Origin of the sequence: Methanobrevibacter sp. V74, from assembly GCF_963082495.1 — an archaeon.
Lineage (GTDB): Archaea > Methanobacteriota > Methanobacteria > Methanobacteriales > Methanobacteriaceae > Methanocatella.
This window is the reverse complement of sequence record NZ_CAUJAN010000003.1, coordinates 25,281-50,553: the sequence shown is the minus strand read 5'-3', so window position 1 is coordinate 50,553 and position 25,273 is coordinate 25,281. Positions and strand designations below refer to the sequence as shown.

The window sequence follows — 25,273 nt, the reverse complement described above, 5'->3', positions numbered from 1 at the left end:
ATTTGACTTAATTTTTTGATTTATTTTGTTTGAATGGTAATATTTAAATATTTAGTTATACCTAAAATACTATAAGATATATTTTTATTATATCTGTGTACTTGAGGTGAAATTATTAAAAATAATAAATTTATTATGGCTGTTTTAGTTATTGCCATAACTCTACTATTCTTAGGTTCTGTTAGTGCTGCAGATGATATTAATGATGTAAATCTAACAGATTATGATAATTCTCTTGAAATAAGTGAATTAAATGAAATAGATGATGTTGATGATGTTGCCAGGGAAGGCAACACTGTTAATGTCGGTGATGAAAAATGTAATGAAGTTCTAGGGGCTTCTAACGATGATGTTTTAGAAGGAACAGCATATACTTCTTTAACTCCTGTAAGTGGATATGTTGATGTTGGCGGAGTAATAACCGCTACTGTCAATGTCCCTATCTATGTTAAAATGGGTACTGATTATGATACATCATATGGTCCTCCATCTAGTGGGGATACTGTTTATATTCGTGAAAATCAGAATACTTATGTGAATTTGCTTCCATCAACAACTTATGGGGTAGCTACAAGTGGTGAGGGTGCTCCATTAACATTCACATCTGTGGGCACTTATTCTTTCTTATTTAAAGTACCTAAGGACAATTATGATATTTATTCCAATATATTGAATGTAAATGTTGTTGAAAATTCTGAACCTTTGGCTACTACTGTAACTTTGGAATTGTCTCCAAGTGAAGTAATAATTAATAATAATATTACGGTTATTCCTACGGTTAAGGATGAAAATAATAATGTTGTAACTTCTGGTGTTGTTAAAATTTATGATACTTTAAATTATTATTATGCTGATCCTGTTTTAACTATTAATGCTGGTGAAACTGGTAATTATTCTGATTCAGTTCATTCCCCAGGTTATACTGGATATTTGTATGGTGTCTACTTCCCGGGTGAAGGTAATTATAAGCAAAGTGATGTGTCTGCGGGGGCTTCATACACTCTTTTATCTTCAAATACTTTAGACTTAACCGTTAATGGCGGCACTGAAATTACTGTTGAGAATGGCACAAGTTTTGATGTGTTAGCTAGCTTAACTGGTGGAAATGGTGTAATAACATTATATGTTAATGGTGTTGAAAACATTACTTTAACTAAAAATGTTGTTACTGCTTTAACTTTACCTGTTGGTAATTATACTTTATCTGCTAGTTACAAAAAAGATGGTGGCGATTTTTATGCATCAGCTGAAAGTAACGAAGTAACTGTTCATGTTGTTGAAAAATCTGCTCAAAATCAAATTGTAGTTTCTGTTGAAGATGTAACGTTACAAAGTCAAGTCGAAATCAAAGTTGCCGCAACAATTGATGGCAAATACACTATTGATGTTAACGGAACTATGGTGGAAGTAACCGTAACTGGTGGAAAAGGCAGTCAAAATATTACTTTAGCTGCTGGCGAGTACTATGCTAATGTAACAGGTCAGGATGGGGCAAATATTACAAATGCAGTCTTTACTGTATACCCTGAACCAAAAATCGGCGAATTAATTATTAGGGATGCTAACTACATTAGTAATGACACCATTACAATATCTGCTGAAGGCAATGTTACAATTTATATTGAATATTACCTTACTTCTTCTGTTGATAATCCAACTACTGAAAGAATCGAATTTAATGTTGGAGGATTTAAAAAAGCTGTTGATAATCCAGTAAGGGGAACTTACACTGGTGCATTTAGTTTTGTTGTAAATGAAACTGCTGATTTCACTATTAACGCAAGTTATTATGCATACAAATTCATGGAAGGTGAATATGCATTTGAAAGTAACAATATTTTAAGATATTCAGTTGTAATCAACGGATCGTCTAAAAAAGATGTTACCTTAAATGTCACTGTTAACCATGAACATAATGATGATAATTATTATACTGGAACTTGGGATGACAAGTCATTTGATGTTGTCACAACCACTTTAGAGGGTATCGACGGAGTAATTATCTATAAAAAAGGCGAAACTGAATTAGGTAGAGCAAACATCGGTGAAGAATTTGTATTAAATGCTAGTACTTTAGGAATAGGAGCTCATGAAATCACTGCTGTATTTGAAGGTAATGATTCATACAATGGAGCTAATTATACTTTTACTATTGCTATTGCTAAAGCAGAAATTAACTACGTATTGACTATAGATAATGTAACTTATCCTAATCATGCTATTGGTAAATTCTATGCTAATGTAGGTGGTAATTATACCATAACTATTGGAGGAACTGATTATATTGTTAATTATGTGGAATCAGAAGATGATAATCCAGTGTCATTCGATATTAATTTATTGCCTGTTGGAGTTTACACACCTTCAAACATTGTATATGAAGATATGGAACATTATGAATTTGCCATGACAAATGCGCTTCCTACATTTGAAGTTATTGTTGGTGAAGTTGAATTAGATAGTAATGTTTTGACAATTGTAAACAGTACAACTCCTACATTCACAATCAGTTTACCTAATGCAACTGGCAATTTAACTGTATCTGTTGAGGGTAAAAATTATACTGCTGAATTAAAAGATGGTAAAGCTACCGTTAAGATTACTGATTTGAATCCAGATAATTACACAGCTACTGTAACTTACTCTGGGGATGATAACTATAAAGGCAGTTCAATCGAATCCAGTTTTGTTGTTAAAGAAAAAGTACCTATTGATGCAAATTCTACTTTATATGTGACCATTCCTGATGGAAGCCCTAATCCTGTATTTAGTATTAATTTGACTGATGCTACTGGTAATTTAACTGTAACTATTGGAAATAAAACCTATACTAAAGAGTTAGTAAATGGTAGTGCAACTATTGTTGTTGATGATTTAAATCATGGATCTTACAATGCAACTATAACTTACTCAGGGGATGATAAGTACCCAAGTATTTCTAAAAACACTACTATTACTATTCCAAAACCTGTTTTAAAAGCTTCAAATGTCAATGCTGTTTACTCTGCTAAAGCATATTATAAAGTTCTTGTGACAGTTAATGGAAAAGCTGTAGCTGGCGGAAATGTAACCATTAAATTCAATGGCATAACATACTTTGTCATTACTGATAAGTATGGTTATGCTGTTTTTAAAGTTAAAACAAATGTAAAACCTAAAAAATATGTTATAATATCTTCTTATAAAGGAGTGCAGGTTAAAAACATTGTAAAAGTTGCACATGTTATTAAAGCTAAAAATTACAATGTTAAAAAGTCTAAAAAGGTTACTAAAGTAAAAATTAAACTTAAAAAGGTTGATGGAAAATACCTCAAAAACAAAAAACTCAAAATTAAATTTAAAGGTAAATTCTATAATGTTAAAACCGGCAAAAAAGGTGTAGCTACTTGGAAAGTTAAAAAATCCATGCTTAAAAAACTTAAAGTTGGTAAAAAATACAAATATCAGGTAAAACTTGGAAATGATAAAGTAACTAAAAAATTAAAAATTAAAAGATAGGGATTAAATTCTCTATCAACTTTTTCTATTTTTCACAAGAAAACTTTCTTCAATATAATTGATTTTTTGATTAATTAAACTGCTATTTTTGATAAAATTATTCCATTTAAAATATTTTTCATCTAATATTTATCGGCCAATAATATAATTTTATTTATCTTTCCCGTTCATTGGCACTTTCAAAAACTTGTTTGATTTAAATATTTGCAAGTTTTTTATTAAAAACTTTTTCTTAATATTTGGAGTTATTTTTATAATTTAAAGCTAATTAATCAGTTATTTTGAAAAATTTAAATGAATAGATTAATCGAAAAAATTAGTTATCACACAAGTTTTTGAAAGAGTCCGTTCATTATACATCACAATATATAATTACTTATTTTTCTAAAAATATTAGTATGGGACTTATGGATGTAATGCTTAAAAGAAGGAGTACAAGGAAATTTGGTGACGAGCAGATAACAAAAGAAGAATTGGATAAAATCTTGCAAGCGGCACTTCTTGCTCCAACAAGTATGAATAGAAAACCATGTAACTTTATGGTAGTTGAAAGGGCTGAAACCTTGGAAAAATTATCAAAATCTAAGAATCATGGTGCAGATTTAATCAAAGGGGCTAATAAGGCCATAGTTGTTATTGCAGATACGATGATTGCAGATACTTGGTGTGAGGACTCATCAATTGCTCTGACTTATATGCATTTAATGGCAACAGAACTGGGGGTAGGAAGTTGCTGGGTACAAATACACTTAAGAAGTAAAGAGGGTATTGATTCAGAAGAAATTGTAAGGGATATTTTAAAAATTGATAATCATTACAGGATTGTGGGGATTCTTGCATTGGGTCACTCAGAAGATATCCCTAAACCCCACAAGGAAGCTGACATTGATAAGAGTAGGATACACTTTTTAGTTTAAATACTTTTTACCCTTAAATAGTTACAAAATATTTATATATGTTTTAAATTAACTCTTATACATAGGTAATTAGAAGGTATTAAAATGCATGTTAAAGATTTATTGGATTATCTAGAGGTTAAAATTAAATTACCACAACATTGGTATTCAACAGATATTAGTAATGATTTTGAAGGTGCAGAACTTATTCAAAATGATGAAGTTATTGAAATAGAAACAGTTGGTGAAAAAAACACAAAATTGATTGTTATCGATGTTAATGACGGAATGAGTGTGGTTACAAAATTCCCAGACGGCAAAGTAATTGGTGTTAAATATTTAGATAATAAAGATGATTTTGAATATATTGGAAAACCTTCTGAATTATATTATTAATAGTTAAGGATTATTGAGACATATTTAATGTTCATGAATTTTAAATTCAATTAAAATAAATGGAGGAATCTATCATGGCTGATAAAAAAGCACCTGCAGATGGTTGGCCGGTTATTAGTGGTGATTATATTGTAGGTGACCCAGAAAGTCCTGTTGCGGTAACTACTCTTGCTTCCCATATTGAAGCTGATCTGACAGGAGCAGCTATTGCAGGACCATGTAAAACAGAAAACTTAGGTATTGAGAAAGTAGTTGCAAATATTATATCCAATCCGAACATTAGATTTTTAATTTTGGCTGGTGCCGAAGTACAAGGTCATATTACTGGTCAAAGTTTTAAAGCGTTATACGAAAACGGTGCGGATGCAGATAAAAAGAAAATCATTGGCGCTACTGGGGCAATTCCATTTGTTGAAAATGTTCCTCTTGAAGGTGTTGAAAGATTCCAGCAACAATTAGAAATTGTTGATTTAATTGACACTGAAGATATTGGGGCAATTCAATCAAAAATCAATGAATGTGTTGAAAAAGATCCTGGAGCACTAGAAGCAGAACCTATTGTAATGGAAGTTGACGAAGAAGAAGAAAAATTAGTAATTGTCAACAAAAAAGATTCTAAGAAAAAAACTGAGGCATAACTTGTCTCAGTTTACTGTTTTTTTTTTAAAAAATTAAAAAATAGGATTGAATTAGCCAGTTCAATCCTTAAAATAAACCTGTATCATTTAAACGCTCTTCAAAGTAGTGAGCTGCATCATCTGCTTTTTCTTTAATAATGACTGCAACAATGACTGTTACAACAGCAATTCCAATTGAAATAGCTAATGCTGGAAGATAATTGGACCAAACCACTCCTAATTGGGCTTCTCTAATCAAATCAATAGCATATGTCATTGGCAGGTATGGATAAAGTGTTTGGAAAACATTATCCATAATTTCAATTGGATAGATTCCTCCAGTTCCAGAAATTTGAAGTACTAAAAGAACCACTCCAATTCCTTTTCCAACTTGTCCCAGGGCAGATATTAAAGAATACATTAACACCATAAAGGTCACCGATATCAGTGCTGCTGAAAATGTAAACAGTAAGGGATTTTCAATTTCAACTCCTAATAAAAATAATCCTGAAATTGTAACAGCTGCTTGAAGCAAACTCATTATTATAAATAATAATAGTTTTCCAAAGTACATTTCAATAGGTGAATATTTGGTTTCAGTACTACTTTCTATTCTAAGCATTACGCAGGTAATTACCGCTCCAACCCACATTGATAAAACAATGTAAAATGGTGCAACATTAGATCCATAATTTTCAACGGGATATACTTCGTTACGTTCTAATTTAATCGGGGAATAAATATAATCTCCGATTTGTGATTCGTTAACTCCGGTTATTCCTGAAAGTGAATTTGATGCACCATATAATGCACTAGCTGCTGAAAATAATGCTTGTGTCGCTGAATTTGATAATAATTGGGAACCTGCTGCAAGACTTAGCGCGCCGTTTGCTAATTCAGTAGAACCATCTGCTAACTTGTTTGCACCGTCAGCTACATTGCTGGCTCCTCCTGCAACATCACTTGCACCATTTGCAAGTTTTGAAGAACTGCTGGCTAATTGAACAGAACCCTCTGCCAGGTCACTGGATCCTCCCGCTAGTTTCGAACTCGAATTTGCAAGATTAACTGAACCCTCAACTACTCCTTTTACAGGTCCAGGTAATGTTGATGGATCAACTGATGATTCTAAATCACTTGCACCTTTTTGAACTTGCTTGGAACCAGATTTAATTTTATCTGCTGATGAGGATACTTTGCTTGCTCCGTTTTCAACAGATTTTGACCCTGACTTTATTTTGTTGGCACCATGATTCACATCTGAAGCACCTGATTTTACTTTACTGGCACCGGAACTCACGGAATTTGCTCCAGATGATACGTGGTCTGCTCCAGAGGCGATTTTATTCGCTCCATTTGAAAGTTGAGTAGCCCCGCTTGAAAGTTGTCCTGCTCCTGAAGATAAACCGTCTTGTAATTCACCTAATTTTCCATATGCGGCTATGTCAATAAATTCAACGATTTTAGCATTTATACGGGTATAAACGGCATTTGCTGCAGCATCAGTGAGTTTATTTGCAACAGGGTTGGCTTTAATATTAACAAGGTAATTTATTTTTGCGGATTTTGGATTGTCGGTTGTTATTGAAATGACATCTTTACTTAAATCCTTGGGAATTATCATCCCAGCATAATAGTCACCATTATTAACTCCTTCTCGCAGTTCATCTTCTGTGACAAAAACCCATTTATAGTTGCTGTCATTTTTCAGGTCTTTTACAATTTCATTTCCAACATTTAACTGTTGATTTTCGTATGTAGCTCCTTTATCAAGATTTGCTATTGCAAATTCGATGGAATCGGTATTTTCATAAGGATCCCAACATGCTTGGATATTTAAAAGAGCGTATAGTGAAGGTAAGATTATTATAGCAACTAATACAATTATTACAATTGGATTAGAAAATGATGCTTTTAAATCTCTTTTCATAATTTCAACAATATTGTTGATCTCTCTTCCACTCATTTTATTCACGTGTCCCGTTTAAGACGATATCTAGGAAGTCTTAAATATATATAATATATATCTCGCTTTGGAGTTTTTATAAACTCTCCAAAGAATCATTGGTTTAAAAAAAGAATACTGATCATGCTAAAATATAATGCCTAACTTTGTGCATTTTTCGTTGTTTGATTTTTAAAGTAAAAAATTCACTTAATTTTTTACATTATAATTTCATTAATTTTTAAAAATACATTATTTCGACAGAAAAGTTGCTATTCCTATTTTAATGACATTTAATTCATCATCGGTTAAGAAAACCACCTTGTAAAAGCAATCCATTAAATATTCTTCAAGACTTATAGAAGCCAAATTCAGATATTCCTTTGAGTTTATTGATTAAAATACACCAATGCTCTTTAGGTATTTATTGGATTTTCCATTCTAAAAAGATTAACTTCAAATTAATTACTGTAGTAGCTTCAGATATTCCATTTTTTCAAAACATGAAATGGGGTATTGATGATTTTCAATACTTCCATTTACAACTTCCATATGTAAGTAAGTATTTAATTACATTTAATTATTATGTTTTTGTGGGCTTCTGTCTTTACACTTTTTTGCATTTTTTTAAAAAATACAAAAACTTTATATATTTCACGAAATACATAGTATATTACAGTTTTAAAACTGCATTTTTTTGAAAGATATGATATTAATAGTTAAATTTATATATCATTAAAATTAATGTATTATTACAAAAATGCATAACTTTTTAAAAAATGCATTAATTTTAAAAAACCACACCATTGTATTTTAAGGTGACAAAAAAATAACCGAGGTAATAATATGAATGCTAAAATTAACTGGAGTGAAAAAGTAAAAAATTTGGATGAAAATATAAGAAAAGAAATTGGTATTGAAGAAGAGAACCATACTAAACATATATTAATCAATGTACAGACAAATGCCTCCGAAGATATTGGACCGGCATTTATCGTTGGGGAAGATGAAATATTCCTTGATTTATTTGTACTGTCATCACAAGGACTTGGAATAACATCAACTGCTGTTTTGAAAGATAACATTCAAAGTATAGGGGTTATTGGAGGCGTTTCTGCAGAAAAAGTTAACTTATCAGAAGTTACTGACGAAACACCGCTGCTTGATGATGTTACTGATTTATATCAATAGATTAGTTTTGCCTCACCACCAAAACTAATGCTCATTCAACCACCATTATTTTTTTCCAACTTTCTTCAAGGGATTGAAATGCAAGAAATAAAATTAACTGCTATAGCTGAAATAAATTCTGGCCTTTCATATAGGCGTTATTTAGATGAAAATGGGGATAAATTCAAAATAATTGTACAGAGATCCATAAAAAAAGATGGAGTATTGTCTGATTTTGAAGAAGTAACTTTAAATCACCACATTAAAGGCAGGTATTTTACACAAAGAAATGATGTGCTAATTAAAATGACATATCCCTATGATATAGTCTGCGTTAAACAAGAAAATTTGGTTATAAGTGATAAAATTGCAATAATACGACTTAAAAAAGGTTATGATCCAGAATTTATTGCACATTTACTTGCTAATGCCCATATTAAAAAACAACTTCATGAACTTGGAGGCAGTGGTAAAATGCCTCACACATCACTAAAAGAAATAAAGCAACTTCAACTTCATGTTCCTGATTTAGAAACACAAATCAAATATGGAAAATTATTGGATACAATAAATGATAAAATATTTGAGGATTTGCGCCAAGTTGAATATGACAGGAACCTCAAAGAAGCAATATTGAATGATTTATGGGATGGGGGTAATGAACTTAAAATCTAATAACTACAATATTTTAAAACAATTAATGTCAAATTCAAGAAGATTCAAGCTGCCTCCTCAAATTGACTACATTGTCCTTTACACATTTTTGTATAAATATTGCTCTGATATTGTAAAAGATTATTTGTTGATGGAGCTAAAAAATGCCGAAGTCACTCTTGACGAAGCTTATGTGAATAAAGTTTTCCAATCACAGCTTCGTCTTGATTCATTAAAATTAAATGGGTTTTTTATTAAAAGGCCTGAAGCTTTTATTGAAGAAGTAGTCAATGATAATTACTTAAAACCGGACTTTTTACAATATTTTTTAAATGCATTTCCAAAATATGCAGTATTCAGTTCGGAATATCATAATATGGAATATTTCAACCATTTATTCAAAACAATTGATGAAATTGATATATATGAATTTAGCAATGAGGGAAGTGAAAATATCTGTGAGGTGATATATTTAATTTCAAAATTAAATGTTTTTGAGCAAGATTTTGAATTTAAGGAGGTATTTAATGTAATCTCTTCCTCAAGATTGATGCATGTGGAATCAAATCCTGATTATATCACCCAAGTTCTGTCTGAACTTGTTTTAAGTGATAAAAAAAGGATGGGCAGTGTGTATGATCCTTTTATTAAAAATGGAGATTCTATCATGTCCTTAAATGAGAGTAACATCCAGTATTGTTATGGTAAAGATGAAAATAAATCAAATTTCTTATATGTATTTGCTAAATTTTTTATAAATAATTTTCCATCAAATAATGTCTTTTTAAAGCATGAAAATGCAATTAATTCTATAGATATAAATGGAGCTTCATTTGATGTTATTTTATCAAGAATTCCTATAGCTATTAAAAATTATCATTCCTCAAATTTTCAACAGAATATGGAAATTGTTAAAAGGAGTAAACGTTGTGAAATTGAAACATTGTTAGTTGATAAATTAAATATTGATGAGAATTCTTTTAAACAAGATTATGAGTTAAATAAAGCTCTTGAAAATCTTGTTGATAAAATTGACTTAAACGATTCAAATGTTGATTTTTCCGGAGAGTATAAATCATTAGCGGATAGTGAATTTTTATTTTTAATTAATCTTGCTGATTCACTAAAAGATGATGGAATCATGGTCATTAGTATTTCTGAAAATTTCTTATTTAAAGATTCACTTGAAATTCTTAGGAAGTATTTGACTCTTGAGAAGAATTACATAGACACAATTATTCGCATTCCTAGTGAAATTGATAAATCAGGGCCTGAAGTTGTTATTGTATTTAGAAAAGATAAGGTTTATCGGAATATCTTATTTATTGACATGTCTTCAGATTATGAAACACAAAGAGCTAAACGAGTTTTCCCAGGTTTATTTAGGAAAAATCTCATTTTAGATAATAAAACAATAGATAAAATGAAAAAAGTATTTTCAGACAAATTAACAGTATCTAAATTTTCAAATTTCATTTCAATAAATGAAATTAAAAATAATAAGTTTAATTTGTCTGTTTCTCGCTATGTAGATACTTTTGAAGGGGAATTCATTTCACTAGATGAGTTAATTTCACAAAAAGAAGATATTGATTCTAACATTAACAGGTTAAATCTAAAAATTGAAAAAATGATGGATGAATTAAATATCCGTTTTTAAGCGGATATCCTCATAAACATCATCATTTATAATCTCTTCTGCTTTATTAAAGTAAGATAAGTGTATAATTTGATTTTCATAAAGGTATAGTTTTCCAAGCCCTTCGGGATTTTCAAAATCATATGGTTTTTCTAACCCCATGTTTTCTCTTTTTTCAAATGTAGAATCAAATACATTGTTTATTATTTCTCTTACAGTATCAATATTCACTGTAAATATTTTATCTTCAATTTTCGCGTCAATTAAATAACTTTTTAATATTTTTTCATGAAATGCATTGTAAATTGTTGGGTTTAAAAATAATTCAAATCCTTTAATTTCACCATTAATCATGATTAAAACACCATTTTGACCATCAACAATTTCAAATTCTTTAATAATTTTATCGTGATTGCTTTTCAATTGTTCATAGCTTTCTTCCATTGCACTGGTTGGTGAAACATATGAATTTTCATCTTCTAAATCATTAATAGATGACCAAATGACGTCTTGGTATTGGGATCTACTTCTTGAGGCGATTTCTTTTGACCTTCTTGTGTTATAATTTGCAATATAGTCCGAATTTTTAAATTCACTTTTGTATCCCCATCTACCTCTTTCAGTACAGCTCACTGGAATTTTCATAGTACTTTTTGGCTCCATAACTATTGTATTGTTAACTAATCGGTTTTGATCTCCTCCGATTACTTCTTCTCCATCAATTAGGATTAAGGGGGTTATTGCATTGTTTTCAACAATTAATGTGTTTACTGTTGAGACTTCACATTCTTTAACTTGAACTAATCCTAGTTCGAATCCATTTTTAAGTGTTAAAATGTCTAACTTATTGTTAATTTGGGTTTTTAGGGGTATTATTGTAATATTTTTATGGCTTTGTGGAGTTAGGATATCAATATCTCTATTTACTTCATCTAATTTAATTGTCATGTTATCACTCTTTTAGCTCAACTTTTGATAAATCTTCACAGAGGAAATGAACATCACTTTCAAGATTTTTAATTTCTTCACTGAGTTCATCAATTGACAGTACTTTAGCTATTGCATCATTGGGGTGTATAAATTGTATTTTTGCAAAGTATTCATCAGTAATTTTGTCATATAATCTTCCAGCACTCATTGTACCTTTAATTACTGTGTTGGTGCTGTTGGATACATAACCTATTTTTCCAAAATATCTCATTTCACAAGCTATTGCTTCTGTATCTTGTCTATTTTCTGGTTCTTTTGTCAGCTTCACAATTCCATTTAGAACTAATGGTTTTGCCCCGTGCATATTCTCAAATGCCATTAGCGTAATATACATTTTTTACCTCCTTGTGTGTATCTTGTGTGTTACTATTATTTAAGGGTATCGTTAAATTGTAAAAAAATATTAAAAAAGAGTTAATAAAAAGGAAAAAATAGATTTTATAATCTGCTGACTTTAATTAAAGATTCAACAGGCACACCTTCAATTTCTGAAAGCCCTGCTTTATCAATTAACACTGTAACACAAGTAGGTTCTCCACCTAAATCTTTAACAGTGTGGATAACTTCTTTTGCAGTTTTGCCACTGGTAATTACATCATCAACAATAACAACTTTTTTGCCTTCAACAGTTCCGAAGTTAGTGCTGATTGTACCTTCATCATCAATTTCATCAGCATCTTTTCTGTGTTTTTGAGGGTGGAATATTGCAAGAGAAGTGTTTATGCCAGTCATGTCCTCAATTAAATCAGCCATTACGGTTGCAAATGGAATTCCACTAACTGCAATGCCTACAATGGTATCCACTTCCCCATGTGATAATGCCATGTCACTTAGGGCACCTGAAACATAACTTAAACGTGTTGAATTTCCACCTATGCTTTTCCAGTTAATAGCAAAGTCAACTGGTGCTTCTGCTTTCATTTCAGCTGTTTTTTGAAGGGTTAACCATCTTGCGGTGTCCATACTCACATTGAGTTCATCAGCTATTTCTCCAGTGGTAAATCCATGTTGTCTGAGTTCCTTAGCTTTTTGAATTAATTTTTGTTTCACGCTATCACCTTATTTTAGTTCTTCAAAACTAATCGGTTTATGTTCATTAGAGGATTTGTTAGCAGCAATAACCATTTTAAGGGCTTTAAGTCCATCTTCACCAGTGATTTCTGGTTCAATTCCATTCATCACTGCATTTACGAAGGATTTTAATTCGCCTTTAAGGGGTTCTTCATGTTTAATTTGAATATCTTGAGCAAATTTACCGTATACTTCAATACTCTGTTTGATGTAATCGACTGAGATTATTCCAGCAGTACCGGTAACTTCTAATTCTCTACGTTTATATGGAGTTAACCAATTTACTTCAACTATTCCAGTAGATTCATTATCAAAATTCACCATAATTTCTGCATGGTCTTCGAATTCACTGTCATCGAAACTACAGTTCATTGAACCATAAACTTGAACAACTTCTTCTTCAAATAAGTAATTCATTATGTCTAAATCATGAATAGCTAAATCTATTGACACACCGACATCTTTAATTCTTGGTGGAAGGGGCCCTACTCTTTTTGCAAAAGCAGATACCACGTCTCCAATAACTCCGTCATCAATAAGTTCTTTAGCTTTTTGAACAGCGGGATTAAATCTTTCAACATGTCCTGTTGCAAGCATGACTCCTGCTTCTTTAGCCGCGGAAATCATTTCTTCAGCTTCTTGCACGGTAAATGCAATTGGTTTTTCTACTAAAACATGTTTTCCATGATCAATAGCTTCCATTACAACTGCATGGTGGAATGTGGTTGGTACACATACACTTACTGCTTCAATTTCAGGATTTTCTAATAGTTCGCTATATTCAGTAAAACCTTTAGCACCATACTTTTTCTCAATTTTTTTAAGTGCTCTTTCACTTACATCACTTACAGCGACTAAATTTGCTTCTTCCATTTTGTGGTAAACACGAACATGGTTTTCACCCATTGCGCCTACACCGACAACTCCTACATTAATAGTTTTCAATCTAATTCCTCCGTTTAAACGTAATCCTTGAAAAGTTTCCCAATACGGCCACCAAGTTCAACCGCACTGCGAACAGATCCCTTTTCTGTTTGTCCTTTAAGGATTTCTCCTTCTTTAGTTAATAAAATTGAATAAATACTGAACTCATTATTTTTCACACGTGCTATAGCACCAATTGGCCATTGGCATCCAACGCCAAGTTCCTCTAGCACTTTTTTCTCAGCAAGTACTTCCTGCATTGAAACATAATCATTTAATTTAGAAATTAACTCGTTTTTATCAGAGTCACGTCTTGTAATAATAGCCAGTGCCCCTTGACCTGCCGGTGGCGTAATATACTCTAGTGGAAATACATTTTTAATATATTTTGTTAGATTTAATCTTTTAAGGCCAGCTTCAGCCATAATTGTTGCATCTAAATCGCTATTTAAGGCTTTTTGAATTCTAGTTTCAATATTTCCTCTGATGGGTTTAAGTTCAAATTCCTTTTCGTAATGATTACAAAAAGCTTCTCTTCTAAGACTACTAGTTCCAAGGCGTGAACCCGGACCTAGATTATTCCAGTCTTTTTTAGAGATTAATACTTCATTTGGAGATTCACGTTTTGGAACAGCTATAACTTTTAAATCTTCATCCAATTCAGTAGGCAAATCTTTAAAACTATGAACTGTAAAGTCAACTTCTTCTTCTAAAAGAGCAATATCCAATTCCTTAGTAAAAAGTCCTTTCGAATCCATATTGTACAATTGGGAGGTAGTAATTTTATCTCCTTTTGTCTTAATAATTTCAATATCAATAGTTTCGCCAGTTATTTTACTTAAATCTGAGCAAACTTGTTTTGTTTGAGCTAAAGCCAATTGGCTTCCACGGGTTCCAACAATCATTAGTTATCTCCAAAATTTAAAATTTATTTATAAGCTTATAACTTATAATATTTGCTACATTATTAATTTTTACATTAATATTTATTAAATGTTTCAATTTTTAAAAAATTTTATCTTTGTGAAAGTTTCCGGTAATCTGAACGATAAATAAAAAGGAGGTTTTTATTATTTTTTATAGCTAAATCGTAAATATCTTCATAATTTTCGAAATATAAGTAGTTTTGAGTTGTTTTTTTAGAAATTGACAATCCTAATTCTCCGGTCAAAATCAGATCTATGTTAACATTATTTAAATATTGTGTTAATTTTTCTTCATCAATCTCTTCGCAGGTAATCCCATAATCTCCTCCGATGGAAACATAATAATCATCTAGATCCTTAATCATGTTTATTGATTCTTTTATAGCTTGAGTATTCAGTCCGGGATTTATTTCTTCGATGATAATTGAGTTTTGCATTGTTTTTTTATTGGTTCTGCCGGGGATGCCTTTATAATTTTCAACTCCATTTATTATTTTGTCCAAATCAATTTCTAAACTCAGACAAGTTAAAATTACTCCTAATGTATTGCTGACATGATGAGGTCCGGGTGCAAAGCAATTCAGGCGAAGTTCGCCTGAAACAATATTGCTATTAACAGTTTTAATGTCATGATATATTATTTCAAGTTGTGTCCGGTCTAAATCATATTCCACATTTTTGATAAATAAATTTGAAGATGGGTCATTCAGTGAAAAGCTATTGATTTTGCCATGTTTTATATTAGAATAATATTTATCCAATGCTTCTTTTTGGATACATACGCATTTACATCTGAATACTTGTTTTTTAGCTTCACTTGCAGAACTTTTACCTTTTGCTATTGGATAGTCTTCGGTGATGTTTAATAGAAGTCCAACATCTCCAATTCCACTTGCTCCTAGGGAGGATTCAAAAATAGCGCAATCATATTTTCGTATGTTTTTGCTTTCAACGATGCCTTCAGCTATCTCACAAATGGGATTTGCAGTTTTATATGCTAAATCAATCGTTTCCTTGATATTGGCAGGCGCAATTGAAATATTTTTTTTTAGAATAATCTCTTTTCTGTTTTCATATAGCAATGCTCCTAAACTTGATAATATCAGTGGATTTTTATCAATTAATATTTCTTTAAGCATAAAAACGGAGGTGGTCTTTCCTTTAACTCCTGTAACTTCTATTTTGACTATATCTTCTCCCCAATCAATTAAAAGTTCTTTCATGATTTCATGATGGCTTTTGAAAGTATAGTTTAAGTTGGAATTATATGATTCAACCTCTTCAAAACTCAATGGCATATGGATTGGATATATTATAGTTATATCTCCTTTCAGATCTGCCAAATCACTTAATCGGATTAATTTAACATTATAAACGTCAAGCAGTTTACTGTCGGTACTGTTTAATGTATTGTATAGGTCATATACAAAGACATTTTTACCTTCTTTAGCTAAACTAATGGCTATTTTAACTCCTCCATGAGTTAAATCAATAACAAGATTATTCATTATTGCACCGATTATGTGTTTCAATTCCACCTTCTTTTAATTTGTCTTTTACTTTTTCATAGAAGTATTTACTTGAAGTTCTAATGAAGTATGCATCTTTCCTAGATTTTTTGAATTTAATTTCTTCTTCATATTTTGCTTCCTCATTAATCTGACCATCCATTACAAATACTGCATTTTTACCTTTTTTAAGCAATTTAACAGTGATTTCACTATTATCCGATACTACAAATGGCCTTACTCCAAGTTTATATGGACAAATTGGAATTATGACAAATCCCGCAACTTTCGGATCTACAATAGGTCCTCCTGCAGACATGGAATATGCTGTTGAACCGCTGGGGGTCGATATGATTAATCCGTCTGCTCTAACTTCTTCAATTATCTCCCCATCAACTAAAATCTCGAAATTAAGCATTTTCGCAGGTTTGTCAGTCATAACAACTACTTCGTTCATTGCTGTGAAATTATGATTTTCATGTGATACAACAAGTCGGGTTCTTTTTTCTTTATAATAATCTCCTTTTAAGATATCTTTAAATGCATCAAATGTATTTTCAACTTCAATTTCTGTTAAAAATCCTACTGTACCCATATTTATTCCAAAAATCGGAATTTCTGGTTTCAGCCTGGACTGCGCTCTTAATAGTGTGCCGTCCCCGCCGAGAATTGTTGCCATGTCACACTCAAAATTATATAACTCTTCAGCTAATTTTTCATAATCTATATTAAAATCAATGTCATCAAGCATGTTAGCAATTTTAGGGTAAGTTTCTTGGGTTTCTTTAATAATCTTTTCTAAATTAGGGTTTTGTTTAATTTCAGTTAATTTTTGAGCTAATTCTTTTTCAATGACTACTTCACAGCCATTTGTTAAAATATGGTCAATAATTTTTGCTGAAAATAAAATGGGTTTATCTTGATCAATTCTTGAAATAATTCCAATTTTACCAATAACATCTGCTTGATTATTATTTAAGATATCAATAATTTGTTTGTGCATTTCTCTGTTATTTGCAGCCACAACAATTGTTTTTTCATAAATGCTTAAGATATTGTTGAGTTTTTGACCGTATTTGTCTGTAATTATGCATCCTGCTTCTTCAAGAATTAATTTTCCTGCTGCAATATCAATTATTCTGCTTCCTCTTAAATCAAGAAACGCATCATATTTTCCGCTTGCAACATATGAAAGTTCCAAAACAACACTTCCAAGTACTCTCATACGTCTAGCACGGTCAACAAGGGTTGATGCTTCTGAAGTTCCTGTTTTTGTAAATCCTCCAAGAGTCATTTTGTTTATTTTAACATTATCCCGTGGTTTAACTTTTTCATTATTCAACAAGCATCCTTTACCTTTTTCAGCTTCAAAATAATTGCCGCTTGCTATATTATATACGAAACCAAGCTCCACATCATTTATTGTTGCAAGATTGCCTTGGTTAACTTCTGCCACAGCGATTGAAATAGCATATGCAGGAATTTCATTAATGGCATTATTTGTACCGTCAATCGGATCAATTAAAAATATGAATTTCGGAGTTTCATCTTCGCTCAAATCAGTTCTTCTCAATTCCTGGGTTAGGATAATACTTCTTTTTGTACCTTTTCCAAGTTTCAATTCCCCTACTTCTTCACTAACTAAATATGATAATACTTCTGCATTCTTTAGAATATTTATGAGTTTTTCTTCAGCTATTTGGTCGATATATGATGTTGGGGTTCCATCAGCTCCGATTTTTATTTCTGTTCCCCCTAATTCGGTTCCAACATATTCTCTAACAGCTGGACCAACTGCTTTGATTATTTTATTTACCAATTTTTTGGCGATTTTTTTGGTTTCGCTGTCCATATTATCACTCTATAATTTCGTCATTTAGATAAACTACTGAGGATACAACTGATGCAATGTTTTCAACAGTTGTGGTGGAATATTCAACTTTCAAATCTTTAATTTCACAGTGGCGTTTATTCATCATGTATTTAACCATTTTTTCGGATTCATCGATTAAATCACCAGTGTTTTTATTAATCCCTGTTGTTTCAACTACACAACCCAGTTTCTCACCAATAGCTACTGCGACAACTGCAGTTATAACATCACCTGGATTGTCTGAAGTCACTTCTGATAAAACACAGTTTACCATAGCACCGGCTTTAAGTTTTGGAAGTTTGCATATCTCAGCATTGCCTGCAAGCATGCTAGATACTTTAATCAGGTTAACATCTCCAATTCCAGCTTTGCTTAGTGCATTATCGAAAGCATTTAATTTTGCAGGTCCTTCGTCTTTTCCAGTAACAATTGCTATTTTCATGTTTATCACTTATTTTTTAATATGTATTTTAATGTATTTAATCATTATAATAAACGAATACTTTAAATAAAATGGAGAAGATAATTTATATTAATCTAATAATATTCCTTATTATAAGATTAAAAACCGGTTTTTAAATAAAATGGAGGAAAATTAATGTCAACAAAAGTTGTAGAAATTAAAACATTAAAAGTTGGAAAATATATTGTTTTAGGCGGAGAAGCTTGTAAAATTATTAGTTATACTACTTCATCTCCTGGTAAACACGGAGCTGCAAAAGCAAGAATCGAAGCAGTTGGTGTTTTCGATAATCAAAAAAGAAGTCTTGTTAAACCTGTAGATAACAAAGTTGATATTCCTATTATTGATAAAAGATTAGGACAAGTTATTTCTATTCAAGGGGCTAATGTTCAAATTATGGACTTAGAAAATTACGATACTATTGACTTACCAATGCCTGAAGATTTAAAAGATGAAATTACTGAAGGCAGAGAGGTTGAATATATTGTCGCTATGGGAAATATGAAAATAATGAGAACTAGAGGATCATAAGTTCTCTTAATCATTTTCCTTTTTAGATTTATTATGCTTTTAAATACTTATGAACCATGGAAATTTGCATTTTCTCAGGAAATTGAGAATTTAAAAGAAAATTCATATGGAATAATTGGAGTTCCATTTGACAGTACTACTTCTTATCATTCCGGTGCACGTTTAGGACCGATTGTTGTTCGCGAAGCTTCATTTAGTTTTGAAAAATACAATACTGTTTTTAATAAGGATTTAACAACTACTTTCCATGATTTTGGAGATGTTAATGTTATTCCTGGAAATTGTGAAGCAACTTGCAAGATTATTGAGCAAACTGTTGGCGAACTTTTAGATTTAAATATTAAGCCAATAATCATTGGCGGCGAACATTCCGCTTCTATTGGAGCTATTAAAATTCTAAGTGAAAAATATGATAAATTGACTGTTATTCACCTAGATGCTCACAGAGACCTTGCTTTTGAATTCATTGGTGAAAAGTATTCTCATGCAACTGTCATGAGAAGAGCTCATGAAAACGGTGTTGATTTGGTTCAAATCGGAATTAGGTCCTCTTCTTTAGAAGAAGATGAATTTGTAAAATCAACTTATAATATTCAAACATTTAAAAATAAGGATGTTCACAAACATATGGATGCTGTTGAATATTATTTGACTAATATTGAAGGGCCTATTTATATTTCAGTTGATATGGATGTTGTTGATCCAGCTATCGCTCCTAATGTAGGTAATCCTACTCCTGGGGGATTGTTTGTTTCTGAAATTGAGACTATTATTAAAACGTTAGCTCATAAAAATGTTGTAGGTTTGGATGTTGTTGAAACGGCTAGTGATAAGCTTGGAGACAACACTGCTGTTGTTGCAGCCAAAATTATTTACGATTTTTTAACATTAATCGGATAATTATTAACAATTCTTATTTTAAATAATACTTTAAACTTAGGTTTTGTTAATCATTGTTTCAATATTTTCAATTTATTTTATATCAAACGAACAAGTCTTATTTCTTAAAAAGAATTTATATTATTGAAAATATGTTAAATTCCTTGTTATGTCCTTTAATTTAGGTTTAACTAAATATTTTGTCTTCTTTTAGGTTAATATGGTTATAAAATCATTATATTTACACATGGCTTATTTGAAATTATTATTTACAAGCAGAATCATGACTGGGAATAAGAAGGTTTGGCTTTAAATCTGATTGAAATAGTTGTGTATAATGTTTAAAACAGGCTTTTATTGATGTATTCATGGTTAAAGGCCTATTGAATATGGATAATGTTGGTGATAAAGAATAATTAGTTCTTTACCATTTGTATTTCATCGCCATTTTTTCCATAATGGAAATAATCTTTCTGAGCTTTTATTATTTCTCAATATGCCACAAGAATAATTTAGATAAATTTAATACTGATTTTTTCAATATATTATAGTGTCTCAGAGGAACAATTGATTTTTCTGAAGAGGTGTTATATGTTAGATAACTATTTTAATTTTAAGGGAAATGATACAGATTTTAAAACTGAAATATTGGCAGGAATAACTACATTTCTTGCTATGGCTTATATTTTGGGTGTAAACCCAACAATGCTTGCGGATGGTGGAATGTCTGCAACTGGAGTATTTTTTGCAACTGCAATTGCATCAGGTGTTGCATGTATAATTATGGGGCTTGTCTCAAAATATCCTGTTGGGCTTGCTCCTGGAATGGGACTTAACGCACTGTTTACATATACGATTATATTGGGAATGGGTAATACATGGGAAACTGCACTTGCAGCAGTATTTGTTTCAAGTATAGTGTTCTTATTAATTACTATTTCCGGTTTAAGGGAAGCTATTTTAAATATTATTCCTGTTGACTTAAAATTGGGAATTGGTGCAGGTATCGGATTCTTCTTGGCATTCCTTGGACTTAAAGGTTCAGGAATTATTGTAGCTGATCCGTCAACTTATGTTGCAATGGGCAATTTACTTGCTCCTTCAGCACTTTTAGCTTTAATTGGTATTTTTATAACATTAATTTTCCATATTCGTAAAGTGCCGGCTGCTGTGTTCATTGGTATGATAATTACAGCTGTAATTGGTCTTATAATGTCAGTTATAGGATTTGGAGCTGGAAACCCATTAATGCCAACATTACCTGCTCAGGTAATTACTACCAATTTTGATTTGTCATTATTTGGAGGATTTGCAAGAGGATTTGGACAACTTTTCTCAAATATTCCAAACTTACTCATGATTGTATTCTCATTGGTATTTGTTACATTCTTTGATACAACTGGAACTTTAATATCCTTAGGCAGGCAATGCGGATTTATCGATGAAGACGGTCAAGCTGTCGGAATTGAAAAAGCGTTTTTCAGTGATGCAATAAGTGGAATTGTTGGTTCTATTTGCGGTACAAGTACAGTAACTGCATATGTTGAAAGTGCAACTGGTATTGGAATGGGTGCTAAAACAGGTTTAGCAGCTATTGTAACAGGTATATTATTTATTCTTTCAATTTTCTTCTCACCAATCGTATTATCTTTATTTACATCTTCAGTAACTACTGCTGCTTTAGTAATTGTTGGTATCTTAATGATGGCTCAATTAAAAGAGGTAGAATGGGATAATGTTGTTGTTGCGGCTTCAGTCTTTATGACAATCATTATGATGCTTTTATCATACTCAATATCCCTTGGTATTGCATGGGGTTTTGTAACTTACGCAGTTGCAACAATTGCCACTGGCAAATTTAAAGAAATGAATGCAGGAATATATGTTCTTGCAATTGTATTCTTGATATACTTATTCTTTGGACTTTAAACTCACTTCGGTGGGTTTAAACCATTTTTTTAAAAAATTAATATATATTACTGTAAAATCTTGCTTATTTTATCATGTAATTGCTATTATTAGTTCTTTTTCTGCAATTTTCAGATCTTCCTCTCAATAGGAATATGAACTTGTAAAATCGACTTATAATATTAAAACATTTAAAGATGTTATAAACATATGAGGAAATTGAATATTTCTTGAATAATTAATTATTCTATTTATATTTCAATAGATATGGATATAATTGAGTTATATATTGCATTTATTGTTATTTACTCATGAATGTTTATTTATCTATGAAATTGAAATATTGCTTTTTTTCTTATAAATGTTGTATGTTTTTGTTATTGAAACTGCATGTGTTGGTTTAGGAGATAATGTTGCAATGGTTCTAGCTAATTAATTCATGATTTTTTAACATTAAAATAAGATATTCTACTTTTGGTCTTTATACTCGTGTTCTATTTTATCAAGGTAATATTTACCTTTATCTGTAATGGCATAAAATCTATATCGTTTATCTTCTTCATTAAGACATTTTACTAATTTCGCTTCTTTCAATGTCTTTAAATATTTGGATACATGATTACTGTTATCATCAATATCTTTGCTAATTTTTGAGGGTATTTTATTTTCTTTTTCTAGAGATTTTAGAACTTTAAACCTTTTTTTAGAGCGTGTTAGTAAAGAAATAATGCTCATATCCTCTTTTCTATCCATATTTTGAATTTTAATTTTAGCTATTTAATAGATATCTATATGATATTAGCATGCTAATAGCAATGTTTATATTCTGTGTTTAATATAATCTAATAATATAAAATATTAAGGTTATAATTTTTCAATAAAATCTATTTAAATCTCATGAGGATATAAATGGAATGTCGAATAATTCTGACCTTAAAAAGTAAATGATTTAATAAATTTAGAGTTAAATAGGTGATAAAATGTTAGTGCGTAATTTAGATTTTCTATCTATTCCAAAAGAATTTTTCAAAGTAGAAATTGATATTCATGACAATAAATCAATTGTTTTAGTTTATATTGAACACAAAGGATACTCGTTAGTTTTAAAAGATGATGGCGATATTAATTCTGTATTTTTACTTAAGACAGATATTCTCCCAAATAATGTTAATGACCACTCTGACAGAGAAGATTTCATTAATGTCATTAAAATGTTGTTAAACAAAATTTACAGTGTTGCAGATATAAAAGAATATGAAAAACAACATCAAGAACATGTATTTTTAAGATTAATGGACATGTTGAATGAGGGAAAGGAGGTAGAGAAGATTAATGAAGAAAATTCTCAAACATATAAAGACATTGAAAAAGGATTCATGAAATTAGAATTAGATATTATGGATAATAAAATCAATGCGTTAAATAGCTCTATTTCTAATGTTTCAAGTAATTTGGATTCCACGGTTAAAGATATGGAAGAAAAAGCTTGGGGAAATAAAATTAAGAAAACTCTTGAACAAAATAATTGGGGTTAAATTATGGTTAATTGTCAAAACTGTGGAGCAGAAATTGTTGGATCAGATTTCTGTTTTAATTGTGGTGAGAAAGTAGAAAAATTTGAGGGTACTTCAGATGTTTGTCCAAAATGTGGAACTACGAATGATAAAAACACAACATTTTGTCGTGAATGTGGTTATAAATTAGAAAATGGAGCTTCTATTTCTTTCAAACAACAAGATTGGAATGTTAGACGTGATGAGATTCTTGCAAGGTATGATAAACTTGCTGAAGAATTCGGAATTAAAGATGAAGATTATTTCTTAACTAGTGTAAAACGTTTTAACATGTTAGAAAAATCTACTAGCAAACATAAAACTATTAATAAGTATATTGGAGGTTTTAATCCAGATAATTATATTGGTAATGAAACTATGATTGATGGTTTTTTCTTAATTAAAGAAAATAAATTCGTTTTTATGGAAATTGATAATAGAAACTGGGAAAAGGTCAATGCTGGAATAAATAATTTTTACTTTGATAAAATTGTATCAATAAGAGTTACTAAACGATTAGGTGATGAAAGTAGATATGAAGATATCACTAAAAGAGCTTGGACATCTCCTCATGATATCAGAAAAGACATTGAAAATAAAATACAATCTCTTAAAGCGACAAGATTTAAAGACATGATTGCAAATAACGACAGTGCAGATATGTTTGATAGATTATTAATAAAATTAGTTGACAATACTTCTTATGAAATTAGACTACCTAGTTTTGAATTTGGTCAAAGTTTAGTGGATTTATATGAATCTTTAAAAGACAAACCACAAACTGTTGTTGTTCAAAATCAAATTTCAAAACCTTCTAAAGCTCAACAATTAAAAGAATTCCAAGAATTATTAAATTCTGGTGCAATTACTCAAGAAGAATTTGATAAATTTAAACAAGATTTATTGTTTGGATGAGGATTTTAAATGGTTAAATGCAATAATTGTGGAATTACTGTTTCAAAGGATTCGGAAAATTGTCCAAATTGTGGAAATGATCTTATTAACTCTGATGAAAATCAAAGTTCATCAGATAATAATATTAACATAAACTCTGATAAATGTGGTGCCGAACTATCTTTTAATAATGACTTTTATCATTCTTGTGGTAATAAATTTGAAAATGAAGATAAAAATCTAAAATGTAGGAATTGTGGATCAGAATTATATGAAAATGTTTTGTTTTGTCCAACATGTGGTTCTAAGGTAATTTTTTCAAAAAAAATAATTCAAATAAAAACATGTCCAAATTGTAGAAAGGAAGTAGAAAATGATGTTGAGTTTTGCCCAGAATGTGGAACTAATATAGGTTCTGATGGGAAAACAAATCATGAATCTGTTCCTACTTCTTTTGAGAATAAAATTAATTTGGAAAAGATTATAAAACCATCTATAATAGCTTTAGTTGTATCTATAATTCTATCTTTATTAGGATTATTCATTGGATTTTCATGGTTCTCATTTATACTAGCGGTTATTTTGACTGTAGGTTTTTTTGCAGGAATTATTGATAATGAAGTTAATGCTATAATATTTGGTTTATTTGTTGGATTGATATTAGGTATTTTAGAAATTCAATTAGTTGAATTAATTTATGGTGCATTTGTTGCAAGATTTTATGAAGGTTTTTTTGGTGAGCATTTAATTATTTTGATGATTTCTGGAGTTATTGTAGCTTATATATCAAATATGTTTTTAAAAGAAACTATTGGGGACATCATCAGTAAATTCAAAGGCATGCTTTAATCTCTTTCTTTTTGTGCGACAAGCAATTATCTTAAATTTTGTCATATGCTCATTTCTTTTTTTTGAGAGTTTTATGTCAGTATAACTAT

At 30.5% G+C, this 25,273-nt stretch carries 23 protein-coding genes; 13 read left to right on the top strand and 10 right to left on the bottom strand.

Going from position 1 to position 25,273, the window contains the following annotated elements:
• Nucleotides 1-135 precede the first annotated feature (135 nt).
• The 4 genes from Q9969_RS05095 to mtrA all read left to right on the top strand — a co-directional run bounded on the left by Q9969_RS05095 (nt 136) and on the right by mtrA (nt 5,428).
• Nucleotides 136-3,498, top strand: a complete 3,363-nt coding sequence (locus Q9969_RS05095; protein WP_305555134.1) for an Ig-like domain-containing protein — start codon at nt 136-138, stop codon at nt 3,496-3,498.
• 398 nt (nt 3,499-3,896) lie between these two features.
• Entirely contained in the window at nt 3,897-4,415 is a 519-nt protein-coding gene (locus Q9969_RS05090) for a nitroreductase family protein (RefSeq protein ID WP_305555131.1), read from the top strand.
• 84 nt (nt 4,416-4,499) lie between these two features.
• On the top strand, nt 4,500-4,790 hold the full coding sequence (locus tag Q9969_RS05085) for a hypothetical protein (RefSeq protein WP_305555124.1): 291 nt from the start codon (nt 4,500-4,502) through the stop codon (nt 4,788-4,790).
• A 74-nt stretch (nt 4,791-4,864) separates the two neighbouring features.
• Complete coding sequence (gene mtrA, locus Q9969_RS05080) at nt 4,865-5,428, top strand: tetrahydromethanopterin S-methyltransferase subunit A (RefSeq protein WP_305514465.1); 564 nt, start codon at nt 4,865-4,867, stop codon at nt 5,426-5,428.
• Nucleotides 5,429-5,495: 67 nt separating this feature from the next.
• Here mtrA and Q9969_RS05075 read toward each other — a convergent pair whose 3' ends face one another.
• Nucleotides 5,496-7,373, bottom strand: a complete 1,878-nt coding sequence (locus Q9969_RS05075) for a YhgE/Pip domain-containing protein (protein WP_305555121.1) — start codon at nt 7,371-7,373, stop codon at nt 5,496-5,498.
• An 825-nt stretch (nt 7,374-8,198) separates the two neighbouring features.
• Between Q9969_RS05075 and Q9969_RS05070 the strand changes: the two genes are divergently transcribed.
• From Q9969_RS05070 to Q9969_RS05060, 3 genes are all read left to right on the top strand, one after another.
• Entirely contained in the window at nt 8,199-8,543 is a 345-nt protein-coding gene (locus Q9969_RS05070; RefSeq protein ID WP_305555118.1) for a hypothetical protein, read from the top strand.
• A gap of 78 nt (nt 8,544-8,621) precedes the next feature.
• Nucleotides 8,622-9,197 carry a restriction endonuclease subunit S gene (locus Q9969_RS05065; RefSeq protein WP_305555115.1) on the top strand — a complete coding sequence of 192 codons (576 nt, stop codon included), beginning with the start codon at nt 8,622-8,624 and terminating at the stop codon, nt 9,195-9,197.
• Nucleotides 9,181-10,836 (top strand): N-6 DNA methylase, encoded by a 1,656-nt coding sequence (locus tag Q9969_RS05060; RefSeq protein ID WP_305555112.1) that lies wholly within the window; start codon nt 9,181-9,183, stop codon nt 10,834-10,836. Before Q9969_RS05065 ends, Q9969_RS05060 begins: the two co-directional genes overlap by 17 nt.
• On the opposite strand, the gene Q9969_RS05055 is transcribed toward Q9969_RS05060, so the two are convergent.
• The 8 genes from Q9969_RS05055 to Q9969_RS05020 form a co-directional block, all read right to left on the bottom strand.
• The gene (locus Q9969_RS05055; protein ID WP_305555109.1) at nt 10,819-11,763 is read right to left on the bottom strand and encodes a DUF6569 family protein; all 945 of its coding nucleotides are present in this window, start codon (nt 11,761-11,763) and stop codon (nt 10,819-10,821) included. The genes Q9969_RS05060 and Q9969_RS05055 overlap by 18 nt on opposite strands.
• A 4-nt stretch (nt 11,764-11,767) precedes the next feature.
• Entirely contained in the window at nt 11,768-12,139 is a 372-nt protein-coding gene (locus Q9969_RS05050) for an HIRAN domain-containing protein (RefSeq protein WP_305555106.1), read from the bottom strand.
• Between the two features lie 104 nt (nt 12,140-12,243).
• Nucleotides 12,244-12,855, bottom strand: coding sequence for an orotate phosphoribosyltransferase-like protein (locus tag Q9969_RS05045; RefSeq protein WP_305514483.1), 612 nt, complete (start codon nt 12,853-12,855; stop codon nt 12,244-12,246).
• 9 nt (nt 12,856-12,864) lie between these two features.
• Nucleotides 12,865-13,821 (bottom strand): Gfo/Idh/MocA family oxidoreductase, encoded by a 957-nt coding sequence (locus Q9969_RS05040; RefSeq protein ID WP_305514485.1) that lies wholly within the window; start codon nt 13,819-13,821, stop codon nt 12,865-12,867.
• Between the two features lie 14 nt (nt 13,822-13,835).
• The gene (gene hemC / locus Q9969_RS05035; protein WP_305514487.1) at nt 13,836-14,705 is read right to left on the bottom strand and encodes a hydroxymethylbilane synthase; all 870 of its coding nucleotides are present in this window, start codon (nt 14,703-14,705) and stop codon (nt 13,836-13,838) included.
• 110 nt (nt 14,706-14,815) lie between these two features.
• Nucleotides 14,816-16,234, bottom strand: coding sequence for a coenzyme F430 synthase (gene cfbE / locus Q9969_RS05030; protein WP_305514489.1), 1,419 nt, complete (start codon nt 16,232-16,234; stop codon nt 14,816-14,818).
• A complete protein-coding gene (locus Q9969_RS05025; protein ID WP_305514491.1) occupies nt 16,227-18,086 on the bottom strand; it encodes a bifunctional NADP phosphatase/NAD kinase in 1,860 nt (619 codons plus the stop codon). The genes cfbE and Q9969_RS05025 overlap by 8 nt, the downstream gene beginning before the upstream one ends.
• A 4-nt stretch (nt 18,087-18,090) precedes the next feature.
• The gene (locus Q9969_RS05020) at nt 18,091-18,549 is read right to left on the bottom strand and encodes an arginine decarboxylase, pyruvoyl-dependent (RefSeq protein ID WP_305514493.1); all 459 of its coding nucleotides are present in this window, start codon (nt 18,547-18,549) and stop codon (nt 18,091-18,093) included.
• A 156-nt stretch (nt 18,550-18,705) separates the two neighbouring features.
• Here Q9969_RS05020 and Q9969_RS05015 point away from each other — a divergent pair, with 156 nt between their 5' ends.
• The 3 genes from Q9969_RS05015 to Q9969_RS05005 all read left to right on the top strand — a co-directional run bounded on the left by Q9969_RS05015 (nt 18,706) and on the right by Q9969_RS05005 (nt 21,909).
• On the top strand, nt 18,706-19,101 hold the full coding sequence (locus Q9969_RS05015; protein WP_305514495.1) for a translation initiation factor IF-5A: 396 nt from the start codon (nt 18,706-18,708) through the stop codon (nt 19,099-19,101).
• A gap of 33 nt (nt 19,102-19,134) precedes the next feature.
• Nucleotides 19,135-20,001, top strand: coding sequence for an agmatinase (gene speB, locus Q9969_RS05010; protein ID WP_305514497.1), 867 nt, complete (start codon nt 19,135-19,137; stop codon nt 19,999-20,001).
• A 570-nt stretch (nt 20,002-20,571) separates the two neighbouring features.
• A complete protein-coding gene (locus Q9969_RS05005) occupies nt 20,572-21,909 on the top strand; it encodes an NCS2 family permease (RefSeq protein ID WP_305514499.1) in 1,338 nt (445 codons plus the stop codon).
• 447 nt (nt 21,910-22,356) lie between these two features.
• Here Q9969_RS05005 and Q9969_RS05000 read toward each other — a convergent pair whose 3' ends face one another.
• Nucleotides 22,357-22,641, bottom strand: coding sequence for a winged helix-turn-helix domain-containing protein (locus tag Q9969_RS05000; protein ID WP_305514501.1), 285 nt, complete (start codon nt 22,639-22,641; stop codon nt 22,357-22,359).
• Nucleotides 22,642-22,868: 227 nt separating this feature from the next.
• Here Q9969_RS05000 and Q9969_RS04995 point away from each other — a divergent pair, with 227 nt between their 5' ends.
• From Q9969_RS04995 to Q9969_RS04985, 3 genes are read left to right on the top strand one after another with little or no spacing between them, the layout of a single operon-like run.
• Nucleotides 22,869-23,423 (top strand): hypothetical protein, encoded by a 555-nt coding sequence (locus tag Q9969_RS04995; protein WP_305514503.1) that lies wholly within the window; start codon nt 22,869-22,871, stop codon nt 23,421-23,423.
• A 3-nt stretch (nt 23,424-23,426) separates the two neighbouring features.
• Entirely contained in the window at nt 23,427-24,356 is a 930-nt protein-coding gene (locus Q9969_RS04990) for a zinc-ribbon domain-containing protein (RefSeq protein ID WP_305514505.1), read from the top strand.
• A gap of 9 nt (nt 24,357-24,365) precedes the next feature.
• Nucleotides 24,366-25,184: a zinc-ribbon domain-containing protein gene (locus tag Q9969_RS04985; RefSeq protein ID WP_305514507.1), complete on the top strand. Its 819-nt coding sequence runs from the start codon at nt 24,366-24,368 to the stop codon at nt 25,182-25,184.
• The last annotated feature ends 89 nt before the right edge of the window (nt 25,185-25,273 follow it).